This is a genomic window from Algoriphagus sediminis, from assembly GCF_030403435.1.
Classification (GTDB): domain Bacteria; phylum Bacteroidota; class Bacteroidia; order Cytophagales; family Cyclobacteriaceae; genus Algoriphagus; species Algoriphagus sediminis.
The window spans coordinates 292,758-316,651 of record NZ_JAUEPH010000001.1 but is presented as its reverse complement, the minus strand read 5'-3'; the positions used below and the strand labels follow the sequence as shown (position 1 = coordinate 316,651).

Below are 23,894 nucleotides of genomic sequence, written 5' to 3'. Positions count from 1 at the left end.
CCTCAGGATTGTCTATATTTGCCATCAAATTTTCAGCATGAGCACCCACAGCAGCAACGAAACCAAGGTCCTGTCCAAGGCATATGATCTTTTTTTGAAAAAGGGGTATAAGCATACCACCATGGATGACATTGCTATGGCTTTAGGGATGAGTAAAAAAACCTTATACAAATATTATCCTGGGAAATTGGAGCTTTTAGAAGCTTCCTTCGAGATGCTTAAGACCAAAATGACATCAAAAGTAGAGGCGATAAAGGATAATAAATACATTCCATTTCCCTTGAAGCTGAAATCGACTTTGACCACCATAGCATCTTATCTTGCTCCAATTAATCCCGAATTATTTGCTGATCTACGAGAGTTTGCTCCAGAGCTTTGGTCGGAACTCAGAGATTACATAAATGAGTCTGCTTATGTTCGATTTCATGAATTGATTTTGCAGGGTGTGGAGGAAGGTTTTGTGAACCCAAAGCTTAATGTGAGCCTGATTGTAATGCTTTATGCTTCAGCGGTTCAGTCTTTGATCGACCCAAATTTTCAAGCTCAATTCCCTGAGCTGATCGTGAAAAATATGACTTTGTCTCCAGCAGAGATTTACGATCAGGCCGTCTCGATAATTTATCAGGGAGTTTTGACGGAAGAGGCGAGGGAGGAATTTGTGAAGGGATAAGAATTCCTGTCTCCTTATTTTTCTATCTTTGCCGTCGAATTTTCAAAGTGATTCCTTTGTTTTAGCACCCCATGAGTAAAAAGAACTTTAAACGTTATACAGTTACTTCAGCCCTTCCATATGCCAATGGACCATTACACATCGGTCATCTGGCAGGATGCTATATCCCCTCGGATATTTATGTTCGATATTTGAGAAGCCGAGGTCGTGATGTGGCTTATATCTGTGGTTCTGATGAACATGGAGTAGCCATAACCATTAAGGCAAAGAAAGAGGGCTTGACTCCACAGCAGATCGTGGATCGATATAATGGGATGATGAAGAAAAGCTTTGAAGAATTCGGGATCAGCTTTGATAAATATTCCAGGACCTCTAATAAAGTTCATCATGAAACTGCTCAGGAGCTTTTCAAGGATTTGTATAACAAAGGTGAATTCATCGAGCAGGTTACCGAACAATACTATGATGAAGAAGCGGAACAGTTTTTAGCGGATCGTTACATAGAAGGAACTTGTCCCGTATGTGGAAACGAGAATGCTTATGGCGACCAATGTGAGCGATGTGGGAGCTCTTTAAGCCCTACGGAGCTAATCAACCCAAAATCAAAATTAAGCGGTGCGACCCCTGTATTGAAAGAAACCAAGCACTGGTTTTTGGATTTGGCTCGGTATTCTGGGTTTTTGAAAAAATACATTCTTGAGGAGCATAAAGACGATTGGAAGAATAATGTTTTAGGCCAATGTCGGTCCTGGCTTGAGGCAGGCGATGGATTGCAGGCAAGATCCATGACCCGAGATATGGAATGGGGAATTCCTGTTCCTCTGGAAGGTGCGGAAGGCAAAGTTCTTTATGTTTGGTTTGATGCCCCAATCGGATATATCTCTGCCACTAAGGAATGGGCAGCCGAGACAGATAAGGATTGGGAATTATATTGGAAAGATGAGGAGACGAAACTAGTTCACTTTATCGGCAAGGATAATATAGTTTTTCACTGCATCATTTTCCCCGCGATTTTGAAAACTCATGGGGAATTTATCCTTCCGGATAATGTCCCTGCGAATGAATTCTTAAACCTGGAAGGGGATAAGATCTCCACTTCCAGAAACTGGGCAGTTTGGCTACATGAATACTTGGAGGAGTTTCCAGGTAAGCAGGATGTACTTCGATATGTGCTTACTGCCAATGCACCCGAGACGAAGGATAATGATTTTACTTGGAAGGATTTTCAGGCCAGAAATAACTCTGAGCTTGTGGCGATTTACGGTAATTTCATTAATCGGGCCATTGTACTTACTCATAAATACTTTGATGGGGCAGTACCTGCCAAAGCCGAATTGTCAAGCTATGATCAGGAAATTCTTGATGAGCTTAACTCCTTCCCTGCAAAAATCGCCGATTCACTAGAGCGATACAGGTTCCGTGAGGCATTAGCCACCATGATGGAGCTAGCAAGGTTAGGGAATAAATACCTCGCAGATACAGAACCCTGGAAAACCATCAAAACCGATGAGACCCGAACAGGAACCATTCTGAATATTGCCCTCAATATCGCGGCTAATTTGGCCATTCTTTCTGAGCCATTTCTTCCATTTACGTCAGCGAAGTTGAAGGAATCTTTTGGAATGGAAGGCCAAAAGTGGGAAAACGCAGGTAATGCCGATCTCCTCGAAGCTGGTGAATTAGTTCAAAAAACCGGTCTCTTATTCGAAAAAATTGAGGATGAGGTAGTCGAAAAGCAAATACAAAGACTTATGGATGCTAAAAAAGAAAATGAATTGGCAGATGCTAAGGCAGAGCCAATGAAGGATATCATTTCATTTGACGACTTTGTGAAGTTAGATATGCGGGTGGTTACTGTTTTGGAAGCAGAAAAGATGCCTAAGTCTAAAAAGCTAATAAAGCTTAAGGTAGATACTGGTCTTGGTACGCGTACAGTCTTAAGTGGTGTTGCTGAGCACTTTGAACCTGAGTTTCTGGTTGGAAAGCAAGTGACTATGCTGATCAATCTAGCTCCAAGGAAAATGATGGGAATTGACTCTGAGGGGATGATTTTGATGGCAGAGGACAAAGACGGAAAACTCAAGCTGATTCAACCACACGAAGGAACCGCTCCAGGTTCGACGGTTTCTTAATTGAGTTAAAATCTCCTGTAGAAAGTTTTTAATGTAAAGGCCTTTTTTTAATCATTCCACCTTTGGTGTCCTTGATCGGGTATTGAATCACAAAAGCTTTTGGGTCCATCTTGTCGATCTCTGATAGCAATCGGGTGACCTCAAGCCTTGTGATTACACAGAAAAGAACCTTCTTGTCCGGCAAGTGCTCATTGTTTTTACCAAACCCGGCATCAGACTTTAAAACGGTTACACCTCGGCCTAAATCGTGAGCAATCATAGCTTTGATTTCATCCGAGAGTTGTGACATAATCATGACCCCAAGGTATTCTTCCACACCATTTATGATAAAATCCACAGTTTTGGACGCGGAGAAATAGGTAAGCATGGAATACATGGCTGTTTCCAAATTCACAAAGAGGGCCGCGACTAAAAAGAGTACTACATTAAAGACGGTAATAAAATCACCCACGGTCAGACTACTTCTTCGGCTGACAGAAATGGCCAGAACTTCAGTTCCATCGATCACTGCACCACCCCGAATAGAAAAACCAATTCCACTTCCCAGAAAAAAACCTCCAAATACTGCGATTAAAAGCTTATCCGACGTAATTGCAGGAATTTCAATCCAATGCACTAAGAATGCCAGAGCGAATATGGCCAGACTACTCTTTATGGCAAATGGAATAGAAAACTGCTTTGCCCCGAGCAAAATAAAGGGCAGATTCACCAAAATGATCAGGGTAGATAGATCCAATGGAGTGATAATCTGAAGAAGCAGGGAAACCCCCATCGCTCCCCCATCAAAGAAACCGTTGGGAAATAAAAACCCTTTCAGGCCTATACTGGCCATTACTACTCCAATGAAAATGAACAGGAAATCTTTTAACCTTTGCCGTGGCGATACACTATAAATCCAGTGAGATAAGGCTGAGACTCTTTTTGATGGTTCCATCGGGGTAAATTAATTGAAAAATGAAAAAGAAGGCTTCTTCCTTAGAAATTAATCGAAATTCAGTTAATACCGATGAACTCAGTTCCGCTATTCATAAAATATTCCTTTGTCTCCTTTCTTTTTTATAATTAAATTTTATACTAATTGACCGAACCTATTTAAGATTTTACCAAATGAAACTAGACAACTACGCTGCAGGGGACCATTGTGATGAAATGATCACAAGTGATGGCCACGTCAGACCTCACTACGAGGAATTTTTCAAACGTTTGGAGAAAACTCCACAAAAGAAGATGAAAAATCTTCAGCATTCCGCTAATCAAACCCAAAGATCCATGGGGATGACTTTTAATGTCTACCATGATAATGAGGGCCTTGAAAAAATATTACACTTAGATATAATCCCACGAATAATTCCAAATTCTGAATGGAAGAACCTCGAAGCCGGACTCAAACAGAGGACTAAAGCTTTGAATATGTTCCTACAGGATATATACAATGAGAGAAGTATTCTGAAAGATGGGATCATTCCAAGTGAGCTAATCCTGAAAAGTAAGGATTATCTGGAACCATGTATCGGGCTCACTCCACCAAAAGGGGTTTGGTGCCATATCACAGGAACTGATTTGATTAAAAATAGGGATGGTGAGTATTATATCCTTGAGGATAATTTAAGATGCCCTTCAGGTGTTTCTTATATGCTGGAAAGCAGAGAAATCATAAAGAGGGTTCATCCAGAACTTTTCCAGGATCAGGGAGTAATGCCGGTTGCTGATTACCCCACTAAGCTCTTGAATATGCTTCAATTCCTTAGTGATAAGACCAAACCTGTGGTAGGGGTTTTAACCCCAGGGATTTACAACTCGGCTTATTTCGAGCATTCTTACCTAGCTCTTCAAATGGGTGTGGAACTGGTGTCTGGTGTGGATCTTTTGGTCGAAGACCAAAAAGTGTACATGCAAACGACCAAGGGACTGCGACAAATTGATGTGTTGTATCGAAGGATTGATGATACCTTTTTGGATCCATTGACCTTTAATCCGCAATCCATGCTGGGAGTACCCGGTATTTTTGATGCATACAAGGCTGGAAATATTGCTCTTGCAAATGCACCTGGGACTGGAGTTGCTGATGATAAAGCTGTCTATGCCTATGTCCCACAAATAATTAAATACTACCTGAATGAGGAACCTATCCTTAATAACGTACCCACCTACCTATGCCGAGAGAATGATCAGAGGGAGTATGTTCTTGAAAATATTCATGAGCTGGTAGTGAAAGAAACCAATGCTGCTGGAGGATATGGCATGCTTATCGGACCGAAAGCAACCGAAGAAGAGCATGATAAATTCAGAGAGTTAATAAAAAATAATCCTAAAAATTACATTGCCCAGCCTACGCTTTCCTTGTCGACTGTTCCTACTCTCTGTGAAGATGGGATAGAAGGAAGACATGTGGACCTACGTCCGTACATTTTATATGGGAACGGCATTGAAGTGATTCCTGGAGCCTTGACCAGAGTAGCCTTAAAGAAGGGCTCTTTGGTAGTGAACAGCTCTCAGGGTGGAGGAAGTAAGGATACTTGGGTTTTATATTAAAAAGAGATTTATGCTTAGTAGAGTTGCAAATAGTATTTATTGGCTAGGACGATATCTGGAGCGCGCAGAAAATTATGCCCGCTTCATAGATGTGAATTTTAATCTGATGCAGGATTTGCCTGTTGGTATGAAGGAGCAATGGATGCCCCTGGTAGCAGCAACAGGTGATCTGGACGTCTATGAGGCCTCAAATGATGGCTATTCGAGTGAACAGGTGCTTTTCTTCCTGGGCTTTGATGAAAATAATCCCAATTCAATGTTTTCTGCGATAAGAAATGCTCGGGAAAACGCCAGAATAATACGGGAGAATTTGAGTAAAGAGACTTGGGAAAAGACCAATGAACTTTATCATTTTATGCAGTCCGGACAAAAAAAGAAAATCTGGACTAAGGAAGATCCCCGGAAATTCTTTCTAAAGATTAAGAATCAGATTCTGCTGATTTATGGTCTTGCGGACAGCAGTGTGGCTAGAGTGGAAGGATGGTATTTTAGCCGTCTGGGTCAGTTTCTGGAAAGGGCCGATAAGACTTCACGAATTCTGGATGTGAAGTATCATATTTTACTCCCAAACGAGGAAGAAGTGGGTAGTCCGATTGATTTTCTACACTGGATGGCTCTTTTGAAGTCAGTGACCGCTTTCAATACTTATCGCAGAGTGTACGGAAATATCAATCCCTCAAGCGTAGTGGAGTTTTTGACTTTGAACAAGTACTTTCCTAGATCAATTTATTTCTGCATACGTGAAGCGGAGAAATGTTTACACAAAATATCGGGCAATGATGAAGAAGGATTTAAAAATTCTGCAGAAAAAGCCATTGGTAGCCTTAAGTCAAAACTAGAGTTTGCCGAGGTGGACGAGATAATCTCCTATGGGCTTCATGAATATCTGGATGATTTGCAGATTAAAATCAATGGTATTTCAAATAAAATAGATAGCAACTTCTTCACAATAAGAGATAACTTTGCGCAGCACTCAACACCTCAATAATGACGTTTTGCCTAGGTATCAAAACTAAGAATGGAATCGTAGGACTTTCCGATACCCGTATCACCACAGGGACGGAAACGACCTCAGCGAAGAAGGTATTCACTGTAAATCGTGAAAAGCATTCCTTCTTCATAATGACTTCAGGTTTAAGGTCCGTTCGGGATAAAGCGATCACCTATTTTACCGAAGTCATCGAAAATAAGGACGAGTCATTTACGAAGCTTTACCATGCCGTGAATGAATTTGGTAAGCAGATAAGAGCCGTGGCAGATGAAGATAAAGATCATCTGACAGAATCTGGTCTGGATTTTAATCTGTTTTCTATCATTGGTGGTCAGCTAGAGGATGACAAAGAGCCCAAATTGTATCTTCTTTATCCGCAGGGAAACTGGATAGAGGTAATGCAGGGTACTCCTTTTGTCATTATCGGGAATTCAGGCTTTGGAAACCCAGTGCTCAAAAGATCTCTTTCTTATGAGAATTCTCTTGAATACGCACTGAAATGTGCTTTTCTTTCCTTCGACGCCACTAGGATTTCGGTGAATGATGTGGATTTCCCTATTGATACAGTGGTTCTTTCGAATGACAGCTATCATATTTCCGAGAGGCGATTTTCCAGGGAGGAGTTAGAGCATATCTCGAATTTTTGGAATGAAAGACTGAAAAGTGCGATTAGGGATTTACCCGCGGATATCCTAAGTAATTCGCTGGATCAACAGGTGATACCCTGGCCAGACGCTTAATCCGAATGCTCAAACTTAAAATATCGCATCTTACTGAATATCAATATGATAATAAGATTAGTTTAGGTCTTCATGATCTCTTTTTGATCCCACAAATTCAACCAAACCAAAGGTTGATTGATTGGGGATTGGAAATGAATCCAACACCTGATTCTAGTTCTGTCCGCACAGATTTGTTTGGAAATCAATATTCTCAGATCTGGTTTAAAGAGCCTCTTGATTTCCTCTCTATTAAGAATGAAATCGTGCTCATATCCAGTGAATTCAATCCCTTTAATTTTCTTATTGACCCTGAATTCGAAGTGGAGCCAAAAGACGACTCACTTCCTGCTTTCCAATATTCGAATGAAGAAAAAGATTATCTGAATTTCTTTATTAGGAAGGAGGGAGGTCAGGTTTTTGAATCCGACTTGGTTGAGATTTTTTCAGGTTCTTCAAATTTGCTAGACTTTCTGGTGAAATTGACATCTAGTATTTACTCTTGCTGGAAGCATCAAATCCGTATGGAACAGGATCTTTGGTCACCGGAATTTACTTATTCAAAAAAGGAGGGTTCATGCCGTGATCTGGCTTGGATGCAGATGCATATGCTAGGAAGCATAGGCTTGGCAACCAGGTTTGTGAGTGGGTACGCCTTTAATCCCGAAATTGAATCGGGACATGAATTGCATGCCTGGATTGAGGTTTACATCCCAGGTGCTTCGTGGATTGGCTTGGATCCTAGTTTGGGATTATTGGTTGGGCATAATTATGTCCCACTAGCTCATCATCCAGATCCTCAAAAAACACTTCCCGTTCAGGGTAAATTTTTTGGAGAAGGCAAAAGTGAATTGTTCACTGAGGTGAAAATCAATGAAGTGAAAGATTAATCCGCAAACACTCCAGTTTCCGGCTTTTCGAAAAGCGATTTATCAAAAGCCTCATCTAAAATTAAGGCATCCGAAAAGCTCACCTGATACCTTACTCTTTTGGTGGAATCATCCTGGTAGGTGTAACCCGTCAACAAACGAGGAAAGGAAAGTCCGCCTGCATCTCTGTAATCATCATATTTGAGCGCACTAAAGGCAGGGTCTGGATTGCCATAATAAGTTACGGTATAAAGTAGATACTCTATTCGATTACTTTCTGGATTGATAAGCATGTAATATTGATCATTTGGACTATCTCCTTTATCAGCTTCAAAGCTCGCGGCAAAAGTTTCGTAAGAAGTACCATTGACGGTTTTATTTTCAACTTTGGTCACCGTGACTCCTGGGTCTGTAAAAACATAAGGAATAGCGAAAAAGTAGAAATACAGATTATGGTAAAACCTTACTGAGTTACCTCCGAATGATTCCCTGTTCGGGCTGATCCAAGCTTGCTCACCGTCAAAACCTATCTGAAAATTATCCGCATCAATTCTGGTTTCTCTTGTTTCAAGATTAATGAAGTGAGTCTCCTTGGTTAGGTTAGTTTCATGAATCATTTGATAGCTAAAAGCTTTGCCTTGATAAAACTTTTCCCAATCACCATGAGCTTCAAGAACCTTTTCAAAACCGGGATCAAGATCGGGTAAGGGTTTCTTTGATTCCGAACAGGCTGTAAACAAAAAGAGGGTGAAAAGAATGAGGAGATAGTTCTTCATTTCAGATTTTTCCTGAAAGATACAAGGACTGGAAAAACTGTACACAACAAATGTCCAGGATCTCTTAATTAAAATTGATCTAAAGAAAAATTATTTTTAGATTTAATCTAAATAATGAAAAGCTTCATTTATTTTTGTGACTTTCAAATGGCTTAATCTCAATTATGTCTTCAAAGAATTCACTCTGGAAATCCATTAGAAATGTGTTTAATCAAATCCACCTTTACGCGGGTTTGATCTGTGGGATTATTGTTATTGCAGTTTGTCTGAGTGGTACCATTTACGTCTACAATACAGAAATTAAGGAAACGTTTGATTCTGAGCTGTATTTTGTAGAAGCGCATGGAAAAAAGCTTTCTCCGGACGAGATTAGAGCCACCCTTGAGGTGAATTTGGGTAAAGAAGTAACACAGGTTTTATGGACTTCAGCTGAAAACAGAAGCGTTCAGTTCACGCTAAAAGGTGCAGATGAAGAGGGTAGAGGTACCACTTATTACATTGATCCTTACACTTCCGAAATTCTAGGAGATAATTCAGAGAGAACAGTGACCCAGGAATTTATGAGCAGTATGTTCAGTCTTCATCGCTGGCTACTTTTGGATAGAATTGAAGAACCAATTTTCGAAAGCATGAGTAATAGGGAATTGGGTCGGTTTATTAATGGTATTGCCACTTCACTTTTTCTTTTAGGTGTTTTGACCGGAATAGTAATCTGGTTCCCAAATAAGGTGAAAAACTGGAGACAAGGATTAAAAATTAAGTGGACAGGGAATTGGAAAAGGATCAATCACGACCTACATAATACGCTTGCCTTTTATTCGCTTGCCTTGTTATTTATCATGTCCGCAACGGGTTTATTTTGGTCTTTTCAGTGGTATAGAGAAGGCTGGCAAAAAACCTGGAATACTTATCAAACTCAGGAAGAGAGGGAAGCAGAGAAAAATAAGCCTAAACCAGTTTTTACTGCCGCTCAAACTCATTCTCTAGATCATATTTTAGCGGCTTCTTCAGAAGCGGTTGGTTACAAAGGCAACACTAATATTTACATTAATAAAGATGTAGCTGAACCTATTTCAGTGAGGAAATACAAGACTGGATTTTTTGCACCTGCAGGATCAGATAATCTTGTTCTTTCACCGGAAGATTTATCTGTTGTTGAAGCAAATCTATTTTCAGACCTGCCTACAAGACAGCGGATCGGTAGATCTGTAAAATACCTTCATACTGGTGAGATTTTTGGTCAGGCGACTAAATTCATATGGTTCATAGCCTGTTTGATAGCTACTTCTCTTCCCATTTCAGGCACCCTGATCTGGTGGAATAAGCGAAGCAAAAAATCAAAAAGACATAGAACCAATCCGGTCAAAAAGAAGAATAGGGAACTGGAAATGGCTTGACCCGTCTTGTAAGTTTAAATAGATGCTTCGAAATCTTTCCGTTTTGAATTTTTGAGCATAATTTGCCTTGGTGAGGTACATATTATTTTTCGTATTGATCTGTTTTTCCTTAGAGCTTTTGGCTCAAACTGGTTATAGGGACGAAATGGGAAGAACTGTCAGCCGAGAATATTTTGAAAAGCAAATTCTCGAAGGACCGTATTTTGGTATACCCTATGAGGAAGGCGGTAAAATATTGGTAAACCGAATGCCTTTCGGCAAGGTAGAACCAGGAAAATTTTTTGAAGCTTCAGAAAACTCGGAGGCTTTTGATTTGGGAAAAACTCTTATCGTAATTTTCTACCCGGGTAAGGACGAATGCAATTCCTCCGGAGTTGGGGATAATGCCGATTCCTTTGAAAAAGAGCATCGTTCTTTAATGAAATGGGCTGAAAAGTATAATGCCACCGCACCGGTTTACCTCTATTCAAACCCTTCTGGTTTGGAGAAATATGAAAATCCTGGAATTTGGAAGCAGGACCCTAATGGAGTATTTGCTGATGAGTTTTTTAAATTTCCTTACCCATGTGGCAGTTTCGTGGTGATCCACCCAAGCGGAAACTATCGAGCTATTTTGGGGGGATATCCCTTAAGTCAGGTTCAAACCGCCTTGAAAAAGTTGGATCGTGAGTATAATTGATATTTCTTAGTGAGTAGGAACGGAATGTGTTCCGTTCTCTTTGAAGCATTATTTCAAATGAAAAATATCAAACCAATTTATTGGGTTTTTCTGATCGCCCTTTTGGGCTCCTTACTTTATTTTCACACCCGAGATTTCGGATACAGTGCGGATGACGGAATTTATTCTCACTTTAACAGGGTTACAAAGCAAGGTCTCAACAACTGGCAAGAGCTTTTTGAGTACGGCTCGATGAATTTCATTCAAATCAACCCGGTCAATACAAGTATTTACCGACCCTTGACTTTACTTACTTTTGCCATTGAAAATGAGCTGACTGGTGAGTTTTCTGCTCCGGTAGGGCATAAGGTCAATATTGTCCTATATGCACTCGTTTTGGTGGTCATTGGGCTTCTTTTGGTTCATTTGTTTGAATTAAAGAAGTTGCCGATTTGGCTGGCACTTTTGGTTCTGCTTCTATATGCGGTCCACCCAATTCACACGGAGGTAGTGGCATCGGTAAAAAGTAGAGACACGCTACTATGTTCTCTTTTTGCTTTTTCCGCAATTTTGATTTGGTCGAAAGCTGGTCCTAAGCCTAGCGTTTTAATCCAGATTCTGGCGGGAATACTGTTTTTCTTTTCCCTGATTTCCAAGGAAGAGTCTATACCTCTCATGGCTTTGGTAGCCGGAATAGGCTACTTTTTCTATAATAAATCTCTGATGGATTCCATCAAAGGAGTGGTTCCCTTTTTGATTGCAGTGGTAGTTTATATGGGCATTCGTGCAGTGGTTCTCGATGAGGCAAGCACGGTTTATAACTCCATGATCAATAGCGTTTTATACGATGCTGAAGGAGGTGAATTGATCGCGACTAACCTGTACATCTACCTTCAATACATAAAACTTCTCTTTTTCCCGCACCCACTTTCCTGGGATTACTCTTTCAGCCAATTAACTGTTCAGACTTTTTCAAATCCAATGGTTTGGTTGAGTCTAATCTTTTTTGCCGGCCTCATCTATTTTGCTGTGAAGCTTGGTAAAAAGCGTGATTTACTGAGTTTTGGAATTATTCTCTATCTGGCTACATTCTCCATTTTTGCCAATCTAAGCAAGTCCTTGATAATCGGCTCAAATCTCGGAGAACGATTTCAGTTTGTGCCCTCCCTGGCTTTTTGCTTTTTGGTTTGTTATGGTATATACCTTTTAGCTGGGAAATACGCCCAGGCAAAGCTTCCTCTAATTTTCGGGATAATTTTCGTTCCGGTAATTCTCGCCTTTTCTTGGAAGACCGTAGACCGTGCCAAGGTTTGGGAGAGTAATTATACTTTATCGAAATCAGGCGTAGAGACATCCCCAAAAAGCTGGAGAACTCATATGTTTTATGGAGATGAGCTCAGACAGTTGGGAGCTCAAATCAGGAGAACTAATCCGGATTCTGCTGAGATTTATTTCAAAGAAGCAGTGGCCGAACTAGACAATGGCTATGAAATTATAGCAGGAAGGGTAGGAGTTTCTCAATTCTTAGGGTCTCTTGCAGAATCCTATTTAGGGCTGGGTGATTCTACCAAAGCCATCAGCATTTTAGAACAGAGCACCAGAGAAAACCCAAGCTCATCCTTCGCCTTTGTAAAGTTGGGCTATGTAGAAATGAGCCGGAACAACATCCCAAAAGCTGAAGAATGGTTTATAAAGGGCCTAAGGGCTCCAGATCCAAATCACTTTGCTCTTTACAAAGCTCTTGGAACTCTTTATGACAAACAGAATGAAAACTTGAAGGCGATTGCTTCATTTAAAAAGTCCCTTGAATATGGACCTGATCGTGAGGTCAGTAGAGCTTTGGGATTTCTATATTTTCAAGAAGGGGATGAACAAACCGCCAGGCAGTATTTCCCGGAGGATGAAGAAATTGATATGGAGGAAGTGAGGTTCGTGAAGGATATGAAACTTGCTAACCTGGCCTTTAAGGAGGAAGATTATACCACTGCCTTCGAAGGTTATGAGTCTATAGTTCCGCGTTTTGAAGAATATGGTGGTGAGGAGAAATATCCTTCCTTTTACGGTGCTTTCGGTGAAACGCTAATTGAAGTTGGGGATACGCTCAGGTCGAAAGAATATCTTTTGAAGGCTTATAATTTAGGGGGGTATCAAGGCGTGGTCTGTACCAATCTCGGAGTGATATCCTATTTCTACGATAAGGATTATGAAAAGGCCGAGGACTACTTTGCGGAGGCAATTGACATTGGGGTCTCAGATTTATATTCCTCCCTGGTAAATCTTGGCTCCACTCAAATTGTGAATGGGAAAGAAGAAGATGCAAGAGAAACTTTTGAGAAGGCTTTTGAAGTCAGGCCTACGGTGACTGTAGTCAGGAATCTTTATTTGCTAAACGCAAATCTCGGGGACCCTGAAAAGGCGGAGTACTATTTGAGTTTGCTCCAGCAAAATCAATGATCCTCTAATCCAGTTTAAAAGACTGACCTATTTTCAGAATTTGGTATTTAGTGTGATGAACTTGGGCATACTTAGCAAAGGAATCCGGGTCTTCGGTGTTGAATTCAAACATGTGAAAGTGATGTGGAATTACAATTCCCGAATTCACAACCTTCCCGAATTTTGCAGCTTCTTCAGCACTCATATTACCGGCTACCATCCTTTCAGGTCTATTTCCATTGATCGGTAAAAAAAGTACATCCGGAGCAAAAGCCTTCACTTTCTCTTCAAGTCCTTCATACCATAATGTATCCCCAGAATGGTAAAGGGTATATGGTCCGATGTTTAAGATAAAGCCGAGGAATTTATTATTTCCAAATTCATCCTTCTCCAGCTCATTATGGGCTGAAGCCAAAGCTGTTATTTTCACCTCCTCAGAGAAGGATATTTCAGTGCCATCTGTCATACCCAGGGCAAAATTTGGTGCACAATCAACTCTTTCTGAAACAAACGATCTATTGGCCTCAGGTATGATGAATTTGATGTCTTTTTTTTGTCTTAAAATTGGTTTTAAGGTTTCTGCATCCAAGTGATCGGTATGATAATGCGAGGAAGTGACCACATCTATGAAATCTAATTTCTCTGGATCTATCGCCTTCTCACTCATCCGAACATGAGGTTTTTCCGTGTTCTCATACTTTTTGGTGAGACTGTCAGAGAGATAAGGATCAAAAAGCACATGAATACCATTCCACTGGACTAAAAAGCCACTTTGGCCAAGCCACCAAACCCGAAGTCCGGAGTGGTTGTTTTTTGTTTTCAGAATATCTTGAAAGAGTTCTTCATCTTTTTGGTAGGCTTTGATCATATCAATATCCTGAATTAGATGGGGTATCGGAGGAGTTCCCTGGAGCCATGCCTAATCGTTTTTTGGCCTCCTCCAAAATGGCTATCGTGGCAGAAGCGCCTAATCTTGTGCAGCCCAAATCCATTACTTTGATTAATCCATCCAGATTTCGAATCCCGCCGGCGGCTTTAATTTGAACCTCTGAACCAGCATATTTTCTCATCAGTTTCAAGTCCTTCTCTGTCGCACCTGCATAGGAATATTTACCATCTGAACCTTTCACAAAACCATATCCCGTACTGGTTTTAATGAATGCTACACCTAAATCTGAGCATATTTCACAAAGCCTAATTTTAAACTTGTCTTCGGGAAGAAAATCATTTTCAAAAATCACCTTAAGAATGGCACCATTCTTTTTACATTCTTCATTTATGGCCTGAATTTCATGTTTAACGTAATCCCAGTCTTCTCCTAAAGCTTTCCCAGCATTCACCACCATGTCTATCTCGGTAGCTCCATCTTCGCATGCCTTTCTGGTTTCTAAAACCTTTATTTCTGTGGTGCTGTTGCCATGTGGAAACCCGATCACTGAGCAAACTGCCACTCCAGAACCCTTGAGGATTTTGGCTGTTTCTTTAACGAAGTAAGGCTTGATACAAACTGCTGCCACATCATAATCGATAGCGGTTTTGCAGCCCTCAATTAGCTCCTTATCCGTCATGGTCGGATGAAGAAGGGAGTGATCAATCATCTTCGCCAGTTGTTTATAAGAATATTTCATATTCATTTCATTTTCTCATTTCTGCCGCTCCCTTACACATAGCAGAGAGTTTCTTTTTGGCTGCCCAACGAGCTGTTTGGCTCAGTCCACAATCCGGTGCCACAGCTAGTTTTTCCGCTGGCACATATTTCAGGCAAGCTTTAATTCTTTCCACCACATCTTCCGGGGTCTCGATGTAGTAATTTTTGACATCTATAATTCCAACGGCCACATCCATTTTCTCCGCAAAATGTGCAAGAAGTTCAATTTCGTCGAATTCCCGATTCGCCATTTCAACATGAATTTCGTCAACATCGAAATCTAAAAAATCAGGGAGCATGGGATAAAGCTTACGATATCCTACAGGCCTTCCTTTAAAGTTTCCAAAGCAAAGGTGGGTGGAAAGCCGACTCTTACCAACGGCTGCGGCCACAGTTCGATTAAAAATATCTACAAATCGCTTAGTGTCCTCCTTATAGGCATAGCATGACATGGAGGGCTCATCGACAGTGATTTCTTGGCAACCTGCCTCTACCAAAGCTGCAATTTCATCATGTACAAAAGGTAGAAGTGCTTCCGTGACATCGAAACGATCTTTATAAATTTTGCCATCTGGAATCATCCTTCCAGCTAAAGTATAGGGTCCGGGAATCGAAGCTTTTAGCGTGGGACCCTCCGGAGCAAGCCTCACAAGTCGTTTGAATTCTTCTACGGCACCGAGGCCATTTGGTGCAGTCAGGGGTTCCACTATGGAGTGCTTGCCTCTTTGGTCATGAGCAGGTGGTCCGAATTTTCTTGTTTCGTCGTGGTTTGGTTGTAAACCTTTCAAAAATCCATAGAATGAAAGGTTAAAGTCCAGTCTGGTTTGTTCTCCATCTGTTATTACGTCTAATCCAGCATCAACTTGATCTTTTATGGCAATGGAAACCGCATCATCGATCATTTCTTCAATATCGGCTTTGCCAAATTGATCCATGTTTTGGGATCCAAATTCTAACCAGCCAGGAAAGGGGTAGGAGCCAATGACTGTGGTTCTGATGGGTATGGGTTGCATATATATTTTATTTTCAATTAATGAATCTCCTTGATTTCTCCTGTTTCTTTATCCTTGACAATCGTCACCAGATCACCATTTGGTAGCTTTTCTTTTTTAATAAACCAATGTTCAGCATCGTATTCTTGATACACCGAAGGTTTTTGGACTCCGGTTTTACCCTTCCAAATGTCAAGCTTTACTTTTTCCCACTTTTTAGATTTCGCAGAGGCATAGGCGGCATCCATTACGGCATTGACTATGTATCCATCATAAAAAGTTTCTTGGGGTTCTCGGGAATTTTCAAAAGCTTCAAGTTGATCCAAGAACATATTGACATATCCTAGTTCAGCTGCTTCATCACCCACAGGAAATTGCCAGCCGGCATCCGTTTCTGACTTTTCTACTACATAGCCTGCCTCACTTTCTCCGGTGGTAAACATTTCAAATCCTGTCCGAAGCCATGAATTCACCCATATAGTCCCCTCTGTTCCCATCACCTCATCACGTAGATCCATCCCACCTCTAAAGGTCCAGCTCACTTCAAATTGCCCAATAGCCCCATTTTCATATTTCACCAGGCCGATGGCGTGGTCTTCAGCTTCTATTGGTTTTACCTGAGTATCCGCCCAGCACATCACTTCAATGGGCTTGATATCCTTCCCAATAAAGTTTCGGCCAATCTCGATGCAATGACATCCCATGTCCACGATCGCTCCTCCTCCTGCGGCCTCCAGATCCCAAAACCAATCTGCATGGGGCCCTGGATGAGTTTCTCTTGATTTGGTCCAAAGAACTCTGCCGATTGATCCGTCTCTTACCGATTTCAATGATTTCAGAAACTTTGGTGTGTAGCAAAGGTCCTCCAAATAGCCAGTGAAAATCCCGGCTTTTTCACAGGCTTCAATCATTCGTAATGCTTCGCCTGCGTTTCTTCCTAGAGGTTTGGTACACAAAACAGCTTTGCCGTGTGCAGCACACTTTAAAACAGCTTCCTCGTGTAGATAATTTGGCAGAGCGACAATTACGATATCCGAGTCCGGGTGGGATATAGCAGCTTCCATGTCCGTGAAACCATTTGAAATATTGTAATCCTGTGTGAACCTATCTACCGTCTCCTGAGACCTTGAATAAACCACGGTGACTTCATCTTTCAGCCTCCTTCCTGTTAAGGAATCGGCATAAAACCTTCCTATAAAGCCACCCCCGAGAATACAAATTTTAGCCATATCTATTTTTGGTTATTGGGTTTTGGATTTGAAACGTAGGATTCTATTCCGTTTTTCTCATAGAGTTTTGCCATGCGGTGGCCATGCTCGTCGTATGCCGCTTGGAAGAGTTCGCTTGCCTTCTCTTTTCCCACGACAGCTCCTGCGGTGAGGACTTTCGGTGGAAAACCAGCTTCTGTTAAAAGAGCGGCAGTTTCTGCTTTGAGACTATTTATGATCATGGATGAACCTATGGTAGATCCCGGAGACACGGGTGTCTCTAGACCGGATATTTTTATCATGGCATCTCCTACTGGGGCGCCGGAGTCTAAAACCAGATCGCAAAAGTCACTTAATTTCTTCCCATCCGCTCTTTTGCTAGCCGAGGCTTCTGAGTGATTTTTTGAGATAATACCCACGGTCTTGATTCCCTGACTCTGAAAGATTTCTGCTATTTCTATTGGAACCACATTGCACCCCGAAGAAGAAATTACCAATGCAGAATCCAGGCTTGATAGATCAAAATTTCTTAGAATTTGAGCCGCAAAGCCTGGAACATTCTCCAGAAACATGGCTTGTCTTTGTCCATTTGCACCGACTACTAAATTGTGGAATGTCAGAGAGAGTTCTACAATGGGATTAAAACCTGGGAAAGATCCATATCGAGGCCACATTTCTTCGACCATAATGCGACTATGACCACTCCCAAAAACATGGACTAAGCGACCCTTTTTAATGCTTTCAGCAAACCATGCAGCCCCTTGTTTAATCTTTTTTTCCTGTTCAGATACCCGCTTGATCAGACCTGAACACTTGTTTAGATATTCTTGAGTATAGCTCATTTCATTTGGTTCAAAGTGAATGCCGCAGCTCCGATTGCGCCAGAATAGTCCCTGAATTTAGCTTTCATGATTTTAGTTTTTTTGCCGTTGGGTCGGAATTCGTAAGTATCTATGAATTGATTCAAAGGATGAAATAAATCATCCTCTGCCTTGGTCAGGCCTCCGGCCAAAACGATTGCCTCAGGGCTGAAAGCATTGATTAAGGAGCAGATACTTAAGGAAAGGTTTCTGATCATATCCAACCAGAGCCATTGGGCAAAATAATCATCAGTCTTTCTGGCCTCAAGCAAGGCATAGGTGTTCTTATATTTTCCATGACTCCTTTCCTCCACCGAATAGTTTCCAATAGCATATTCCAGACTACCAGGCATACCCAAAATACTCTGCTGAGTTTGATTCGATTGGATGGTGGAGTGACCTATATGTCCGGCCCTTTGGGCTAAACCTTGATAAAGCTTTCCATCAATCATAATGGCCCCTCCTACACCTGTTCCCAAAGTAATTAGCAAGAAGTTTTTAATACCCTTGGCCACACCAAATTTAGACTCTGCCATCAGGGCAGCATGAGCATCATTCAAAACATATGTCGGCGACCCAAGAAATTTAGACCAATCGAAACCTTCAAGACCTGGAAGCCTTCCGGGTAAAAAGTCGATAGCAGTGTTTTTCTCATTGGCTAAACCTGGGGCAGATATGCCTATAGTTGGATTGGAATGGCTTTTTTTCTTTAATTCGGAATAAACCTTTCTAATATTTTCCTGCCAAAAGTCAGTTGACAGGCTGTGAGTCTTCGCTCTTGCTTTTTCCAGAATTCTTCCGGATTCATCTATCAAAACACCTTTGATATTTGTTCCTCCAATGTCAATTCCGATGGCTGCTTTCATGGATTTTGTCCTTCACTTAAATGCCACCCTCCATCGATATGAAGAACTTGGCCAGTTGTAAACTTTGAAGCATCAGATAGAAGAAAAATAGCCGCTTCGGTAAGATCATCAGGCCGTCCTACCCGGCCACCATCCAAAGGCATTTTGGATCTCGAGAAAGCCATAATCTCATCATTTGTCATGGCTCTCTGAGACATAGGACTTTCTACTAATGCTGGGGCAAGTACGTTGAGACGTATATTTTTCTCCGCATAAAATGCTGCACTACTAATTGTCATTCCCTCAATGGCAGCTTTTGCAGCTGCATATGCATGGGTGACGAAGTATTTTGGAGAAGGAGAAAATGCCAAGATGGAACCAAGATTAAGAATGGAACCCCCATGCTCGAGCTCAACCAAAGTCTTCAAAGCAGCCTGGTTTGATAGCATTAATGAAGTGAGATTAAGTTCTAGAGTTTGATTCCAGGCTTCTAAGGTCATTTGATGAAGTGGCCCATCCCCAAATCTTCTTCCACTTCCACCTGCTACATGGTACAAGCCATGAAAATCACCATATCTTTCAATACATCTGTTTATTCCACTTTGCGCAGTCTCAGGCATTCTGGCATCTGCAAAAATCACTTCAACTGAAGGACTGCTTAATTCATCTAAAGTGGAGTGAGCACTTTCCTTTAATCCTATCAAAATTAGCTTCGCTCCCTCCTTAATAAATGCTTGGGCGGCGGCCAGACCTATTCCGGAGGTGCCTCCGATAATGACAAGGGCTTTATTTGCTAATCTCATGAAAAGTTGAAGGCTTAGGCTTGGGTTCAAAAGTTAAACTAATGAACAATTTAGCAGAATAACACTGCCTTGCAACTTGATTTTATTTGAGTTGCAGTCAATTGAATTACCAGTTCAAAATTAATGGGTATAAAATTCACCTTTCTGTAAGATTTGCCCTTCGTGGCCATTGAAAAATATGGGGATAGACTGGTTTTTATCTCGCCTTACTACGAAGTGTAGGTGGGGACCGGTAGCATATCCTGTTGCTCCTGAATAACCTAAAAGCTGACCTTTTTCCACCTTATCACCAGGGGAAACTACCGCTCCTTGGTACTGAAGATGAACATAAGATGCCAAGGTTCCGTCAGCATGTAGGATCACTACCTCATTGGCAGCTGCACTTAATTCAGGCCCTCCTTGCTTAGAAAACCAATCAATTACTTTGACAACCATGCCTTCTCTGGCAGCATGAATAGCCTCGCCTTCGTCCAGCTGAAAATCAATTGCATGATAAGATTCCGAAGTGTTATGGGTAGCTTTTCCTCCCCAGGTTTGACCGATCAGGTAGCTTTTGCCTTCAGCAAAGGGGAATTCATATAAATAATCCTCGTCAATATTTATGACATCTGGATGACCCATATGATAGCCGATTTGATAATCCAATTTTATCGTTCCTGATTTTCTTCCTGTGATGAATTTCGGCTGTTTTACGAGTACCGTTTCACCATTCGCTGGTACAAGAAAAGACTCAGTTCCTTTTCCTTTAATGGTCAAAATGACTTCTAGGGGAGCAAAGATTTTGTTTTTCGCCACCAAAAAAGCAGTGTCTTCGGTATCTCGCCACTTCAGTTCCAGGTCATCCTCAAAGGCAAGTGGGCTATCTTTTGCCTTTTGGGCAAAACCTTCTGAAAATAGTAAGAAATAAAAGCAGAGTAGGAAAAGCAGGTGTGGCCTCATGAGAAAGTGCTGGATGCATTTACTACGATCTAGCAGTCTAATTATTGTCTTTTATATATGCCAAGAAAAATGGTCTGAAGTAGGTCGTCGTCTGCCGTAAAAATATCCCATTTCTGGGAAACGTTTCCATTATCGAGAAGAGTCCAGGTAATTTGATTGTATTGGCCATTATTTGGTTGAGAACTCATTTTTAAAAGTCCACTTTCTTCGATTTTGCCTTTGAGCTTTAGGATTCCACCTTGATTATCAAGCCATAGCTGATTCCAGGTGGAGTCAGCCGCATCAAAATAATTAAGGCTAGTGCCATTCGATCCTGATGCACCAGTCCAGTTTTCCTGCAATGCACACCCACCTTCAATGATTTGAATTCGGTTTTCTCCTATTTTGTTATCCAGGGTGTCAAAGACATGCCATTCGCCGACCCAAAAGTCAAAATGTCGCTTTTCGGGTGAAGAACAAGGTGAGGTATTTTGAGCATATGAAACCCCCAAAGTCAGAAATAAAGCGAAAGCAAGAATGTTTTTCATAGTTAGGCGGGTTAATTTCGTTGAGAATTTGGGATAAGTTTATTGGGGTACTTGGTAGGTGAAGCCTAACCTGTCAAGACCTTGCTGTATCTCCGGGTTTTTCATGAATAGTTTCCATCCCAAACCGGATCGATAATTTTCTATCATGCTTACCATTGGACCTTGATCTATGGCAAGGTATTTTTCAGGAAAGAAATCATGCTCGGGGCTCATGGCGTCATAAAACCCATATGGCCCAAGTACTTTTTCCCCGAAGTTTTTATACAGATTCCTAATCACTTTTAATGATTCCTTCGGAGTATAAACTATGGAAGAAACAGCTGCAGTTGGAGAAATTACCCCAGTGTCATTGCCTGGCCGATGTGCATCATAAAAATTTATGGAATAAGAGGCAGTCAATCCCCAAAGATTTTCTCCATAACCTTTAAACCCATTGGGGTTATCTATGCACCAGGCACGATTGATCAGGGTTTGATTGGTGTTTTCCAACCAGTAATCAGCGTAGTCATCTTTAAGGTTATTAGGATTTAGGCTGAGGAAAGAATAGTGTGCCCAAAATAAAGGCCCGCCCATGAGTTCCGCTCCATTATGCTTAAGCTGTAGTCGGTAACCAAAAGCTCCAGAATCATTGGCTTTGATCCCACCGGCGCGTGCCCAACCCTTGTGATAAGCGAGAGGTGAAATCGGATGGGTAGGCGAGGAGGCGGCTAAGACATAAACGATTAAGGCCTCATTGTAACCTTCGAGAGCAAAGTTCATTTCCCAGCCATAGTTAGGGGACCAATGCCAATAAAGAACATCTTTACCATTGGTGTGAAAATCCCACTCCATTTCTCTCCAAAGTCTGTTTATCCTTAAGGCAAGTTCTTTTTCTCCATCATTTCCATTTTCAAAATAGGCCTTCACCACGAGTAAACCTTGGATCAGAAAAGCTGATTCTACCAGGTCTGCGCCATCATCTTTTTGGCTGAAGGGTTTCACTTTACCAGTTTTTCCATCCAACCAATGTGGCCAGATTCCATGCCATCGGTCGGCCTTTTCAAGAAAGCTCACCATTCTCGAAAATCTCTGAAACCCTTCTTCCCGGCTAATCCATCCACGTTCAATCCCTCCTAAAATTCCAATCAAACCCATTCCTGTACCTCCTGTGGTGACGATGTGTTCATCGTTGTCAGGATAAATCCCATCCATATGGATTCTCTCAGGAGCCATTCCAGAATTGGGTTCGGCACCCTCCCAGAAATAAAGAAAGGTCTTGTAGGCGATAAGATCCAGAAGCTCCTCGTCAGATAGAGATTCTTGAGGTTGATTTGAATTGGAGAATTCCTGACTTTCGACACAAGAATTGAAACCAAAGAATAAGAATGCGAGGGTTAACCATTTCATGAAAGGACCGGGATTTTTCTAGGGGTTAATATACATCTTATTCACTTGGTTGAATTGCCGGAGAATATGTGGAATGGAAAAAGAACTTAATTTTGAAAACTGCTCAGGCACGATCAAAAGAATGTATTTGATCACTTGTAATTTAAATTAATGGACCTGCACGAAATATGGAAAGAAGAGATTTAAGGGATAGAAAGGATGTGGATTTTTTAGTTCGAAGATTTTATTCTCAAGTGAGGGAACATGATCGGCTGGGGCCGGTATTCGATCATGTGGTCGAGGATTGGGAGCATCATCTTGAGCACCTATCAGATTTTTGGGAAATGATTCTTTTCCAAACAGGTCCTGGAAAAGCCAAGTTCAACCCCACTAAGGTTCATCGTGAAGTGGATCAAAAAGTGGGTAATGAAATAGATCAGGCTCATTTCGGGAATTGGTTGGAACTTTGGTTCTCGACTATCACCAGATACTTTGAAGGAGAAAACGCAGACTTTGCTATAGAACATGCCCGACGGATGGCACACATGTTATTTATGCGCATTTGGGAGGCAAGAGAAAATTCTCCGAAGAATTAATATTTTTTTATCTTTCTAAAAGCATTGGCCTCAATGCCCTGATTGATTTTTTTAAACCCACGCGAATGGAAAAATATCTGTCCATCATTAATAAGAGAACTTTTATTGCCTTAGGAATCGCAGCTGTAGCTGTATTCCTGACGGTCAATTTTAATTTTGAGTATAATTTTGACCTGACTATGATCAGTATTGCGATTATTTTTCCGCTGGTTTTCACCATTCGCAGTGCATTCAAAAGACGAGAAAAAGCCTTGGAGTTTCTTTCCAGGTTTAGGTCTGGGTTAATAACAACCGATGCCAGCATCCAGAGTAATTCGAAGTTAAATGGTCAAGAGAGGATAATGATACGAGGCCATATTTTAGAGATATCCAGATTAATGACCCTTTACTTAGGTCCAGAAACATTAGGTTTTGAATCTGTTAGAAAGGAAGCCTCAAGAGTTACGGCGTTTGTCAATGAACGGAAAGAAAAATTTAAAGCTGGCCCAACCTTAAAAATTTATGGTCTTTTCAGGGATGTCTATCAGGGAATAGAGAATGCAGGGGCGATAAAGGAACACCGGACTCCCACAAGTATTAGGGCTTATTGTCTGATTTTTATTTACTTATATCCGGTTATTTATTCTCCTTCTTTGTATTATAGGTTAAGTTCTGGAATTGGGGATTGGGATATCTGGGTGCTTTATTTTTTGTGTCTGTTTTCCACCTTTATTTTGATATCCCTTTTTAATGTTCAAGAGCAACTTGAGAATCCATTTGATCAAGATGGTCTTGATGATATTCACCTGGATAGCTTTCGAGTTAACGAGGATGACTTGGTGGAGATAAAAAACGAATGAAATTTAAAATGATAGAGATATGATAAGTTGTATAAAGAGAATTTTGTCCGGAATAGCCTTTTGTCTATTTATTTTTTCAGGGATAAAAGCTCAAG

The 23,894-nt window shown here is 41.2% G+C and carries 23 protein-coding genes; 11 read left to right on the top strand and 12 right to left on the bottom strand.

Features of this window, described 5'->3' with window-relative positions:
* Positions 1–37: 37 nt before the first annotated feature.
* Positions 38–670: a TetR/AcrR family transcriptional regulator gene (locus QVH07_RS01435; protein WP_289998342.1), complete on the top strand. Its 633-nt coding sequence runs from the start codon at positions 38–40 to the stop codon at positions 668–670.
* 71 nt (positions 671–741) lie between these two features.
* The gene (gene metG / locus QVH07_RS01430) at positions 742–2,802 is read left to right on the top strand and encodes a methionine--tRNA ligase (protein WP_289998341.1); all 2,061 of its coding nucleotides are present in this window, start codon (positions 742–744) and stop codon (positions 2,800–2,802) included.
* A 28-nt stretch (positions 2,803–2,830) separates the two neighbouring features.
* Here metG and QVH07_RS01425 read toward each other — a convergent pair whose 3' ends face one another.
* Positions 2,831–3,736, bottom strand: coding sequence for a YitT family protein (locus tag QVH07_RS01425; RefSeq protein WP_289998340.1), 906 nt, complete (start codon positions 3,734–3,736; stop codon positions 2,831–2,833).
* Between the two features lie 173 nt (positions 3,737–3,909).
* On the opposite strand from QVH07_RS01425, the gene QVH07_RS01420 reads away from it, so the two are divergent.
* From QVH07_RS01420 to QVH07_RS01405, 4 genes are read left to right on the top strand one after another with little or no spacing between them, the layout of a single operon-like run.
* Positions 3,910–5,334 (top strand): circularly permuted type 2 ATP-grasp protein, encoded by a 1,425-nt coding sequence (locus tag QVH07_RS01420; RefSeq protein WP_289998339.1) that lies wholly within the window; start codon positions 3,910–3,912, stop codon positions 5,332–5,334.
* 10 nt (positions 5,335–5,344) lie between these two features.
* Positions 5,345–6,322, top strand: coding sequence for an alpha-E domain-containing protein (locus tag QVH07_RS01415; protein WP_289998338.1), 978 nt, complete (start codon positions 5,345–5,347; stop codon positions 6,320–6,322).
* The gene (locus QVH07_RS01410) at positions 6,322–7,065 is read left to right on the top strand and encodes a proteasome-type protease (RefSeq protein WP_289998337.1); all 744 of its coding nucleotides are present in this window, start codon (positions 6,322–6,324) and stop codon (positions 7,063–7,065) included. The genes QVH07_RS01415 and QVH07_RS01410 overlap by 1 nt, the downstream gene beginning before the upstream one ends.
* Positions 7,066–7,070: 5 nt before the next feature.
* A complete protein-coding gene (locus QVH07_RS01405; RefSeq protein WP_289998336.1) occupies positions 7,071–7,934 on the top strand; it encodes a transglutaminase family protein in 864 nt (287 codons plus the stop codon).
* Here QVH07_RS01405 and QVH07_RS01400 read toward each other — a convergent pair.
* Positions 7,931–8,689, bottom strand: a complete 759-nt coding sequence (locus QVH07_RS01400) for a DUF6503 family protein (protein ID WP_289998335.1) — start codon at positions 8,687–8,689, stop codon at positions 7,931–7,933. The two genes, QVH07_RS01405 and QVH07_RS01400, sit on opposite strands and share 4 nt — an antisense overlap.
* Before the next feature lie 164 nt (positions 8,690–8,853).
* Here QVH07_RS01400 and QVH07_RS01395 point away from each other — a divergent pair, with 164 nt between their 5' ends.
* From QVH07_RS01395 to QVH07_RS01385, 3 genes are all read left to right on the top strand, one after another.
* Positions 8,854–10,086, top strand: a complete 1,233-nt coding sequence (locus QVH07_RS01395) for a PepSY-associated TM helix domain-containing protein (RefSeq protein WP_289998334.1) — start codon at positions 8,854–8,856, stop codon at positions 10,084–10,086.
* Between the two features lie 70 nt (positions 10,087–10,156).
* Entirely contained in the window at positions 10,157–10,765 is a 609-nt protein-coding gene (locus QVH07_RS01390) for a hypothetical protein (RefSeq protein WP_289998333.1), read from the top strand.
* Positions 10,766–10,822: 57 nt separating this feature from the next.
* Positions 10,823–13,198 (top strand): tetratricopeptide repeat protein, encoded by a 2,376-nt coding sequence (locus QVH07_RS01385; RefSeq protein WP_289998332.1) that lies wholly within the window; start codon positions 10,823–10,825, stop codon positions 13,196–13,198.
* A 4-nt stretch (positions 13,199–13,202) separates the two neighbouring features.
* Here QVH07_RS01385 and QVH07_RS01380 read toward each other — a convergent pair whose 3' ends face one another.
* From QVH07_RS01380 to QVH07_RS01335, 10 genes are all read right to left on the bottom strand, one after another.
* The gene (locus QVH07_RS01380) at positions 13,203–14,045 is read right to left on the bottom strand and encodes an MBL fold metallo-hydrolase (protein WP_289998331.1); all 843 of its coding nucleotides are present in this window, start codon (positions 14,043–14,045) and stop codon (positions 13,203–13,205) included.
* 1 nt (position 14,046) lies between these two features.
* A complete protein-coding gene (deoC, locus tag QVH07_RS01375; protein ID WP_289998330.1) occupies positions 14,047–14,805 on the bottom strand; it encodes a deoxyribose-phosphate aldolase in 759 nt (252 codons plus the stop codon).
* Between the two features lie 7 nt (positions 14,806–14,812).
* Entirely contained in the window at positions 14,813–15,838 is a 1,026-nt protein-coding gene (locus tag QVH07_RS01370; RefSeq protein WP_289998329.1) for a cobalamin-independent methionine synthase II family protein, read from the bottom strand.
* A 17-nt stretch (positions 15,839–15,855) separates the two neighbouring features.
* Positions 15,856–17,046 carry a Gfo/Idh/MocA family protein gene (locus tag QVH07_RS01365; RefSeq protein ID WP_289998328.1) on the bottom strand — a complete coding sequence of 397 codons (1,191 nt, stop codon included), beginning with the start codon at positions 17,044–17,046 and terminating at the stop codon, positions 15,856–15,858.
* Between the two features lie 2 nt (positions 17,047–17,048).
* Entirely contained in the window at positions 17,049–17,867 is an 819-nt protein-coding gene (locus QVH07_RS01360) for an SIS domain-containing protein (RefSeq protein WP_289998327.1), read from the bottom strand.
* Positions 17,864–18,751: an ROK family protein gene (locus QVH07_RS01355; protein ID WP_289998326.1), complete on the bottom strand. Its 888-nt coding sequence runs from the start codon at positions 18,749–18,751 to the stop codon at positions 17,864–17,866. The genes QVH07_RS01360 and QVH07_RS01355 overlap by 4 nt, the downstream gene beginning before the upstream one ends.
* Positions 18,748–19,533, bottom strand: coding sequence for an SDR family NAD(P)-dependent oxidoreductase (locus QVH07_RS01350; protein WP_289998325.1), 786 nt, complete (start codon positions 19,531–19,533; stop codon positions 18,748–18,750). Before QVH07_RS01350 ends, QVH07_RS01355 begins: the two co-directional genes overlap by 4 nt.
* Before the next feature lie 120 nt (positions 19,534–19,653).
* Positions 19,654–20,472, bottom strand: a complete 819-nt coding sequence (locus QVH07_RS01345; RefSeq protein WP_289998324.1) for a M23 family metallopeptidase — start codon at positions 20,470–20,472, stop codon at positions 19,654–19,656.
* 41 nt (positions 20,473–20,513) lie between these two features.
* The gene (locus tag QVH07_RS01340) at positions 20,514–20,999 is read right to left on the bottom strand and encodes a hypothetical protein (RefSeq protein WP_289998323.1); all 486 of its coding nucleotides are present in this window, start codon (positions 20,997–20,999) and stop codon (positions 20,514–20,516) included.
* Positions 21,000–21,038: 39 nt separating this feature from the next.
* Positions 21,039–22,385 (bottom strand): glucoamylase family protein, encoded by a 1,347-nt coding sequence (locus QVH07_RS01335; RefSeq protein ID WP_289998322.1) that lies wholly within the window; start codon positions 22,383–22,385, stop codon positions 21,039–21,041.
* Between the two features lie 167 nt (positions 22,386–22,552).
* On the opposite strand from QVH07_RS01335, the gene QVH07_RS01330 reads away from it, so the two are divergent.
* Positions 22,553–22,960 (top strand): group III truncated hemoglobin, encoded by a 408-nt coding sequence (locus tag QVH07_RS01330; protein WP_289998321.1) that lies wholly within the window; start codon positions 22,553–22,555, stop codon positions 22,958–22,960.
* 65 nt (positions 22,961–23,025) lie between these two features.
* Positions 23,026–23,799, top strand: coding sequence for a hypothetical protein (locus QVH07_RS01325; RefSeq protein WP_289998320.1), 774 nt, complete (start codon positions 23,026–23,028; stop codon positions 23,797–23,799).
* The last annotated feature ends 95 nt before the right edge of the window (positions 23,800–23,894 follow it).

Excerpts from the sequence above, each read along its gene's own strand:
- QVH07_RS01435 (WP_289998342.1), top strand. The coding sequence starts at position 38 with ATGAGCACCCACAGCAGCAACGAAACCAAGGTCCTGTCCAAGGCATAT.
- metG (WP_289998341.1), top strand. The coding sequence starts at position 742 with ATGAGTAAAAAGAACTTTAAACGTTATACAGTTACTTCAGCCCTTCCA.
- QVH07_RS01425 (WP_289998340.1), bottom strand. The coding sequence starts at position 3,736 with ATGGAACCATCAAAAAGAGTCTCAGCCTTATCTCACTGGATTTATAGT.
- QVH07_RS01420 (WP_289998339.1), top strand. The coding sequence starts at position 3,910 with ATGAAACTAGACAACTACGCTGCAGGGGACCATTGTGATGAAATGATC.
- QVH07_RS01415 (WP_289998338.1), top strand. The coding sequence starts at position 5,345 with ATGCTTAGTAGAGTTGCAAATAGTATTTATTGGCTAGGACGATATCTG.
- QVH07_RS01410 (WP_289998337.1), top strand. The coding sequence starts at position 6,322 with ATGACGTTTTGCCTAGGTATCAAAACTAAGAATGGAATCGTAGGACTT.
- QVH07_RS01405 (WP_289998336.1), top strand. The coding sequence starts at position 7,071 with ATGCTCAAACTTAAAATATCGCATCTTACTGAATATCAATATGATAAT.
- QVH07_RS01400 (WP_289998335.1), bottom strand. The coding sequence starts at position 8,689 with ATGAAGAACTATCTCCTCATTCTTTTCACCCTCTTTTTGTTTACAGCC.
- QVH07_RS01395 (WP_289998334.1), top strand. The coding sequence starts at position 8,854 with ATGTCTTCAAAGAATTCACTCTGGAAATCCATTAGAAATGTGTTTAAT.
- QVH07_RS01385 (WP_289998332.1), top strand. The coding sequence starts at position 10,823 with ATGAAAAATATCAAACCAATTTATTGGGTTTTTCTGATCGCCCTTTTG.
- QVH07_RS01380 (WP_289998331.1), bottom strand. The coding sequence starts at position 14,045 with ATGATCAAAGCCTACCAAAAAGATGAAGAACTCTTTCAAGATATTCTG.
- deoC (WP_289998330.1), bottom strand. The coding sequence starts at position 14,805 with ATGAAATATTCTTATAAACAACTGGCGAAGATGATTGATCACTCCCTT.
- QVH07_RS01370 (WP_289998329.1), bottom strand. The coding sequence starts at position 15,838 with ATGCAACCCATACCCATCAGAACCACAGTCATTGGCTCCTACCCCTTT.
- QVH07_RS01365 (WP_289998328.1), bottom strand. The coding sequence starts at position 17,046 with ATGGCTAAAATTTGTATTCTCGGGGGTGGCTTTATAGGAAGGTTTTAT.
- QVH07_RS01360 (WP_289998327.1), bottom strand. The coding sequence starts at position 17,867 with ATGAGCTATACTCAAGAATATCTAAACAAGTGTTCAGGTCTGATCAAG.
- QVH07_RS01355 (WP_289998326.1), bottom strand. The coding sequence starts at position 18,751 with ATGAAAGCAGCCATCGGAATTGACATTGGAGGAACAAATATCAAAGGT.
- QVH07_RS01350 (WP_289998325.1), bottom strand. The coding sequence starts at position 19,533 with ATGAGATTAGCAAATAAAGCCCTTGTCATTATCGGAGGCACCTCCGGA.
- QVH07_RS01345 (WP_289998324.1), bottom strand. The coding sequence starts at position 20,472 with ATGAGGCCACACCTGCTTTTCCTACTCTGCTTTTATTTCTTACTATTT.
- QVH07_RS01340 (WP_289998323.1), bottom strand. The coding sequence starts at position 20,999 with ATGAAAAACATTCTTGCTTTCGCTTTATTTCTGACTTTGGGGGTTTCA.
- QVH07_RS01335 (WP_289998322.1), bottom strand. The coding sequence starts at position 22,385 with ATGAAATGGTTAACCCTCGCATTCTTATTCTTTGGTTTCAATTCTTGT.
- QVH07_RS01330 (WP_289998321.1), top strand. The coding sequence starts at position 22,553 with ATGGAAAGAAGAGATTTAAGGGATAGAAAGGATGTGGATTTTTTAGTT.
- QVH07_RS01325 (WP_289998320.1), top strand. The coding sequence starts at position 23,026 with ATGGAAAAATATCTGTCCATCATTAATAAGAGAACTTTTATTGCCTTA.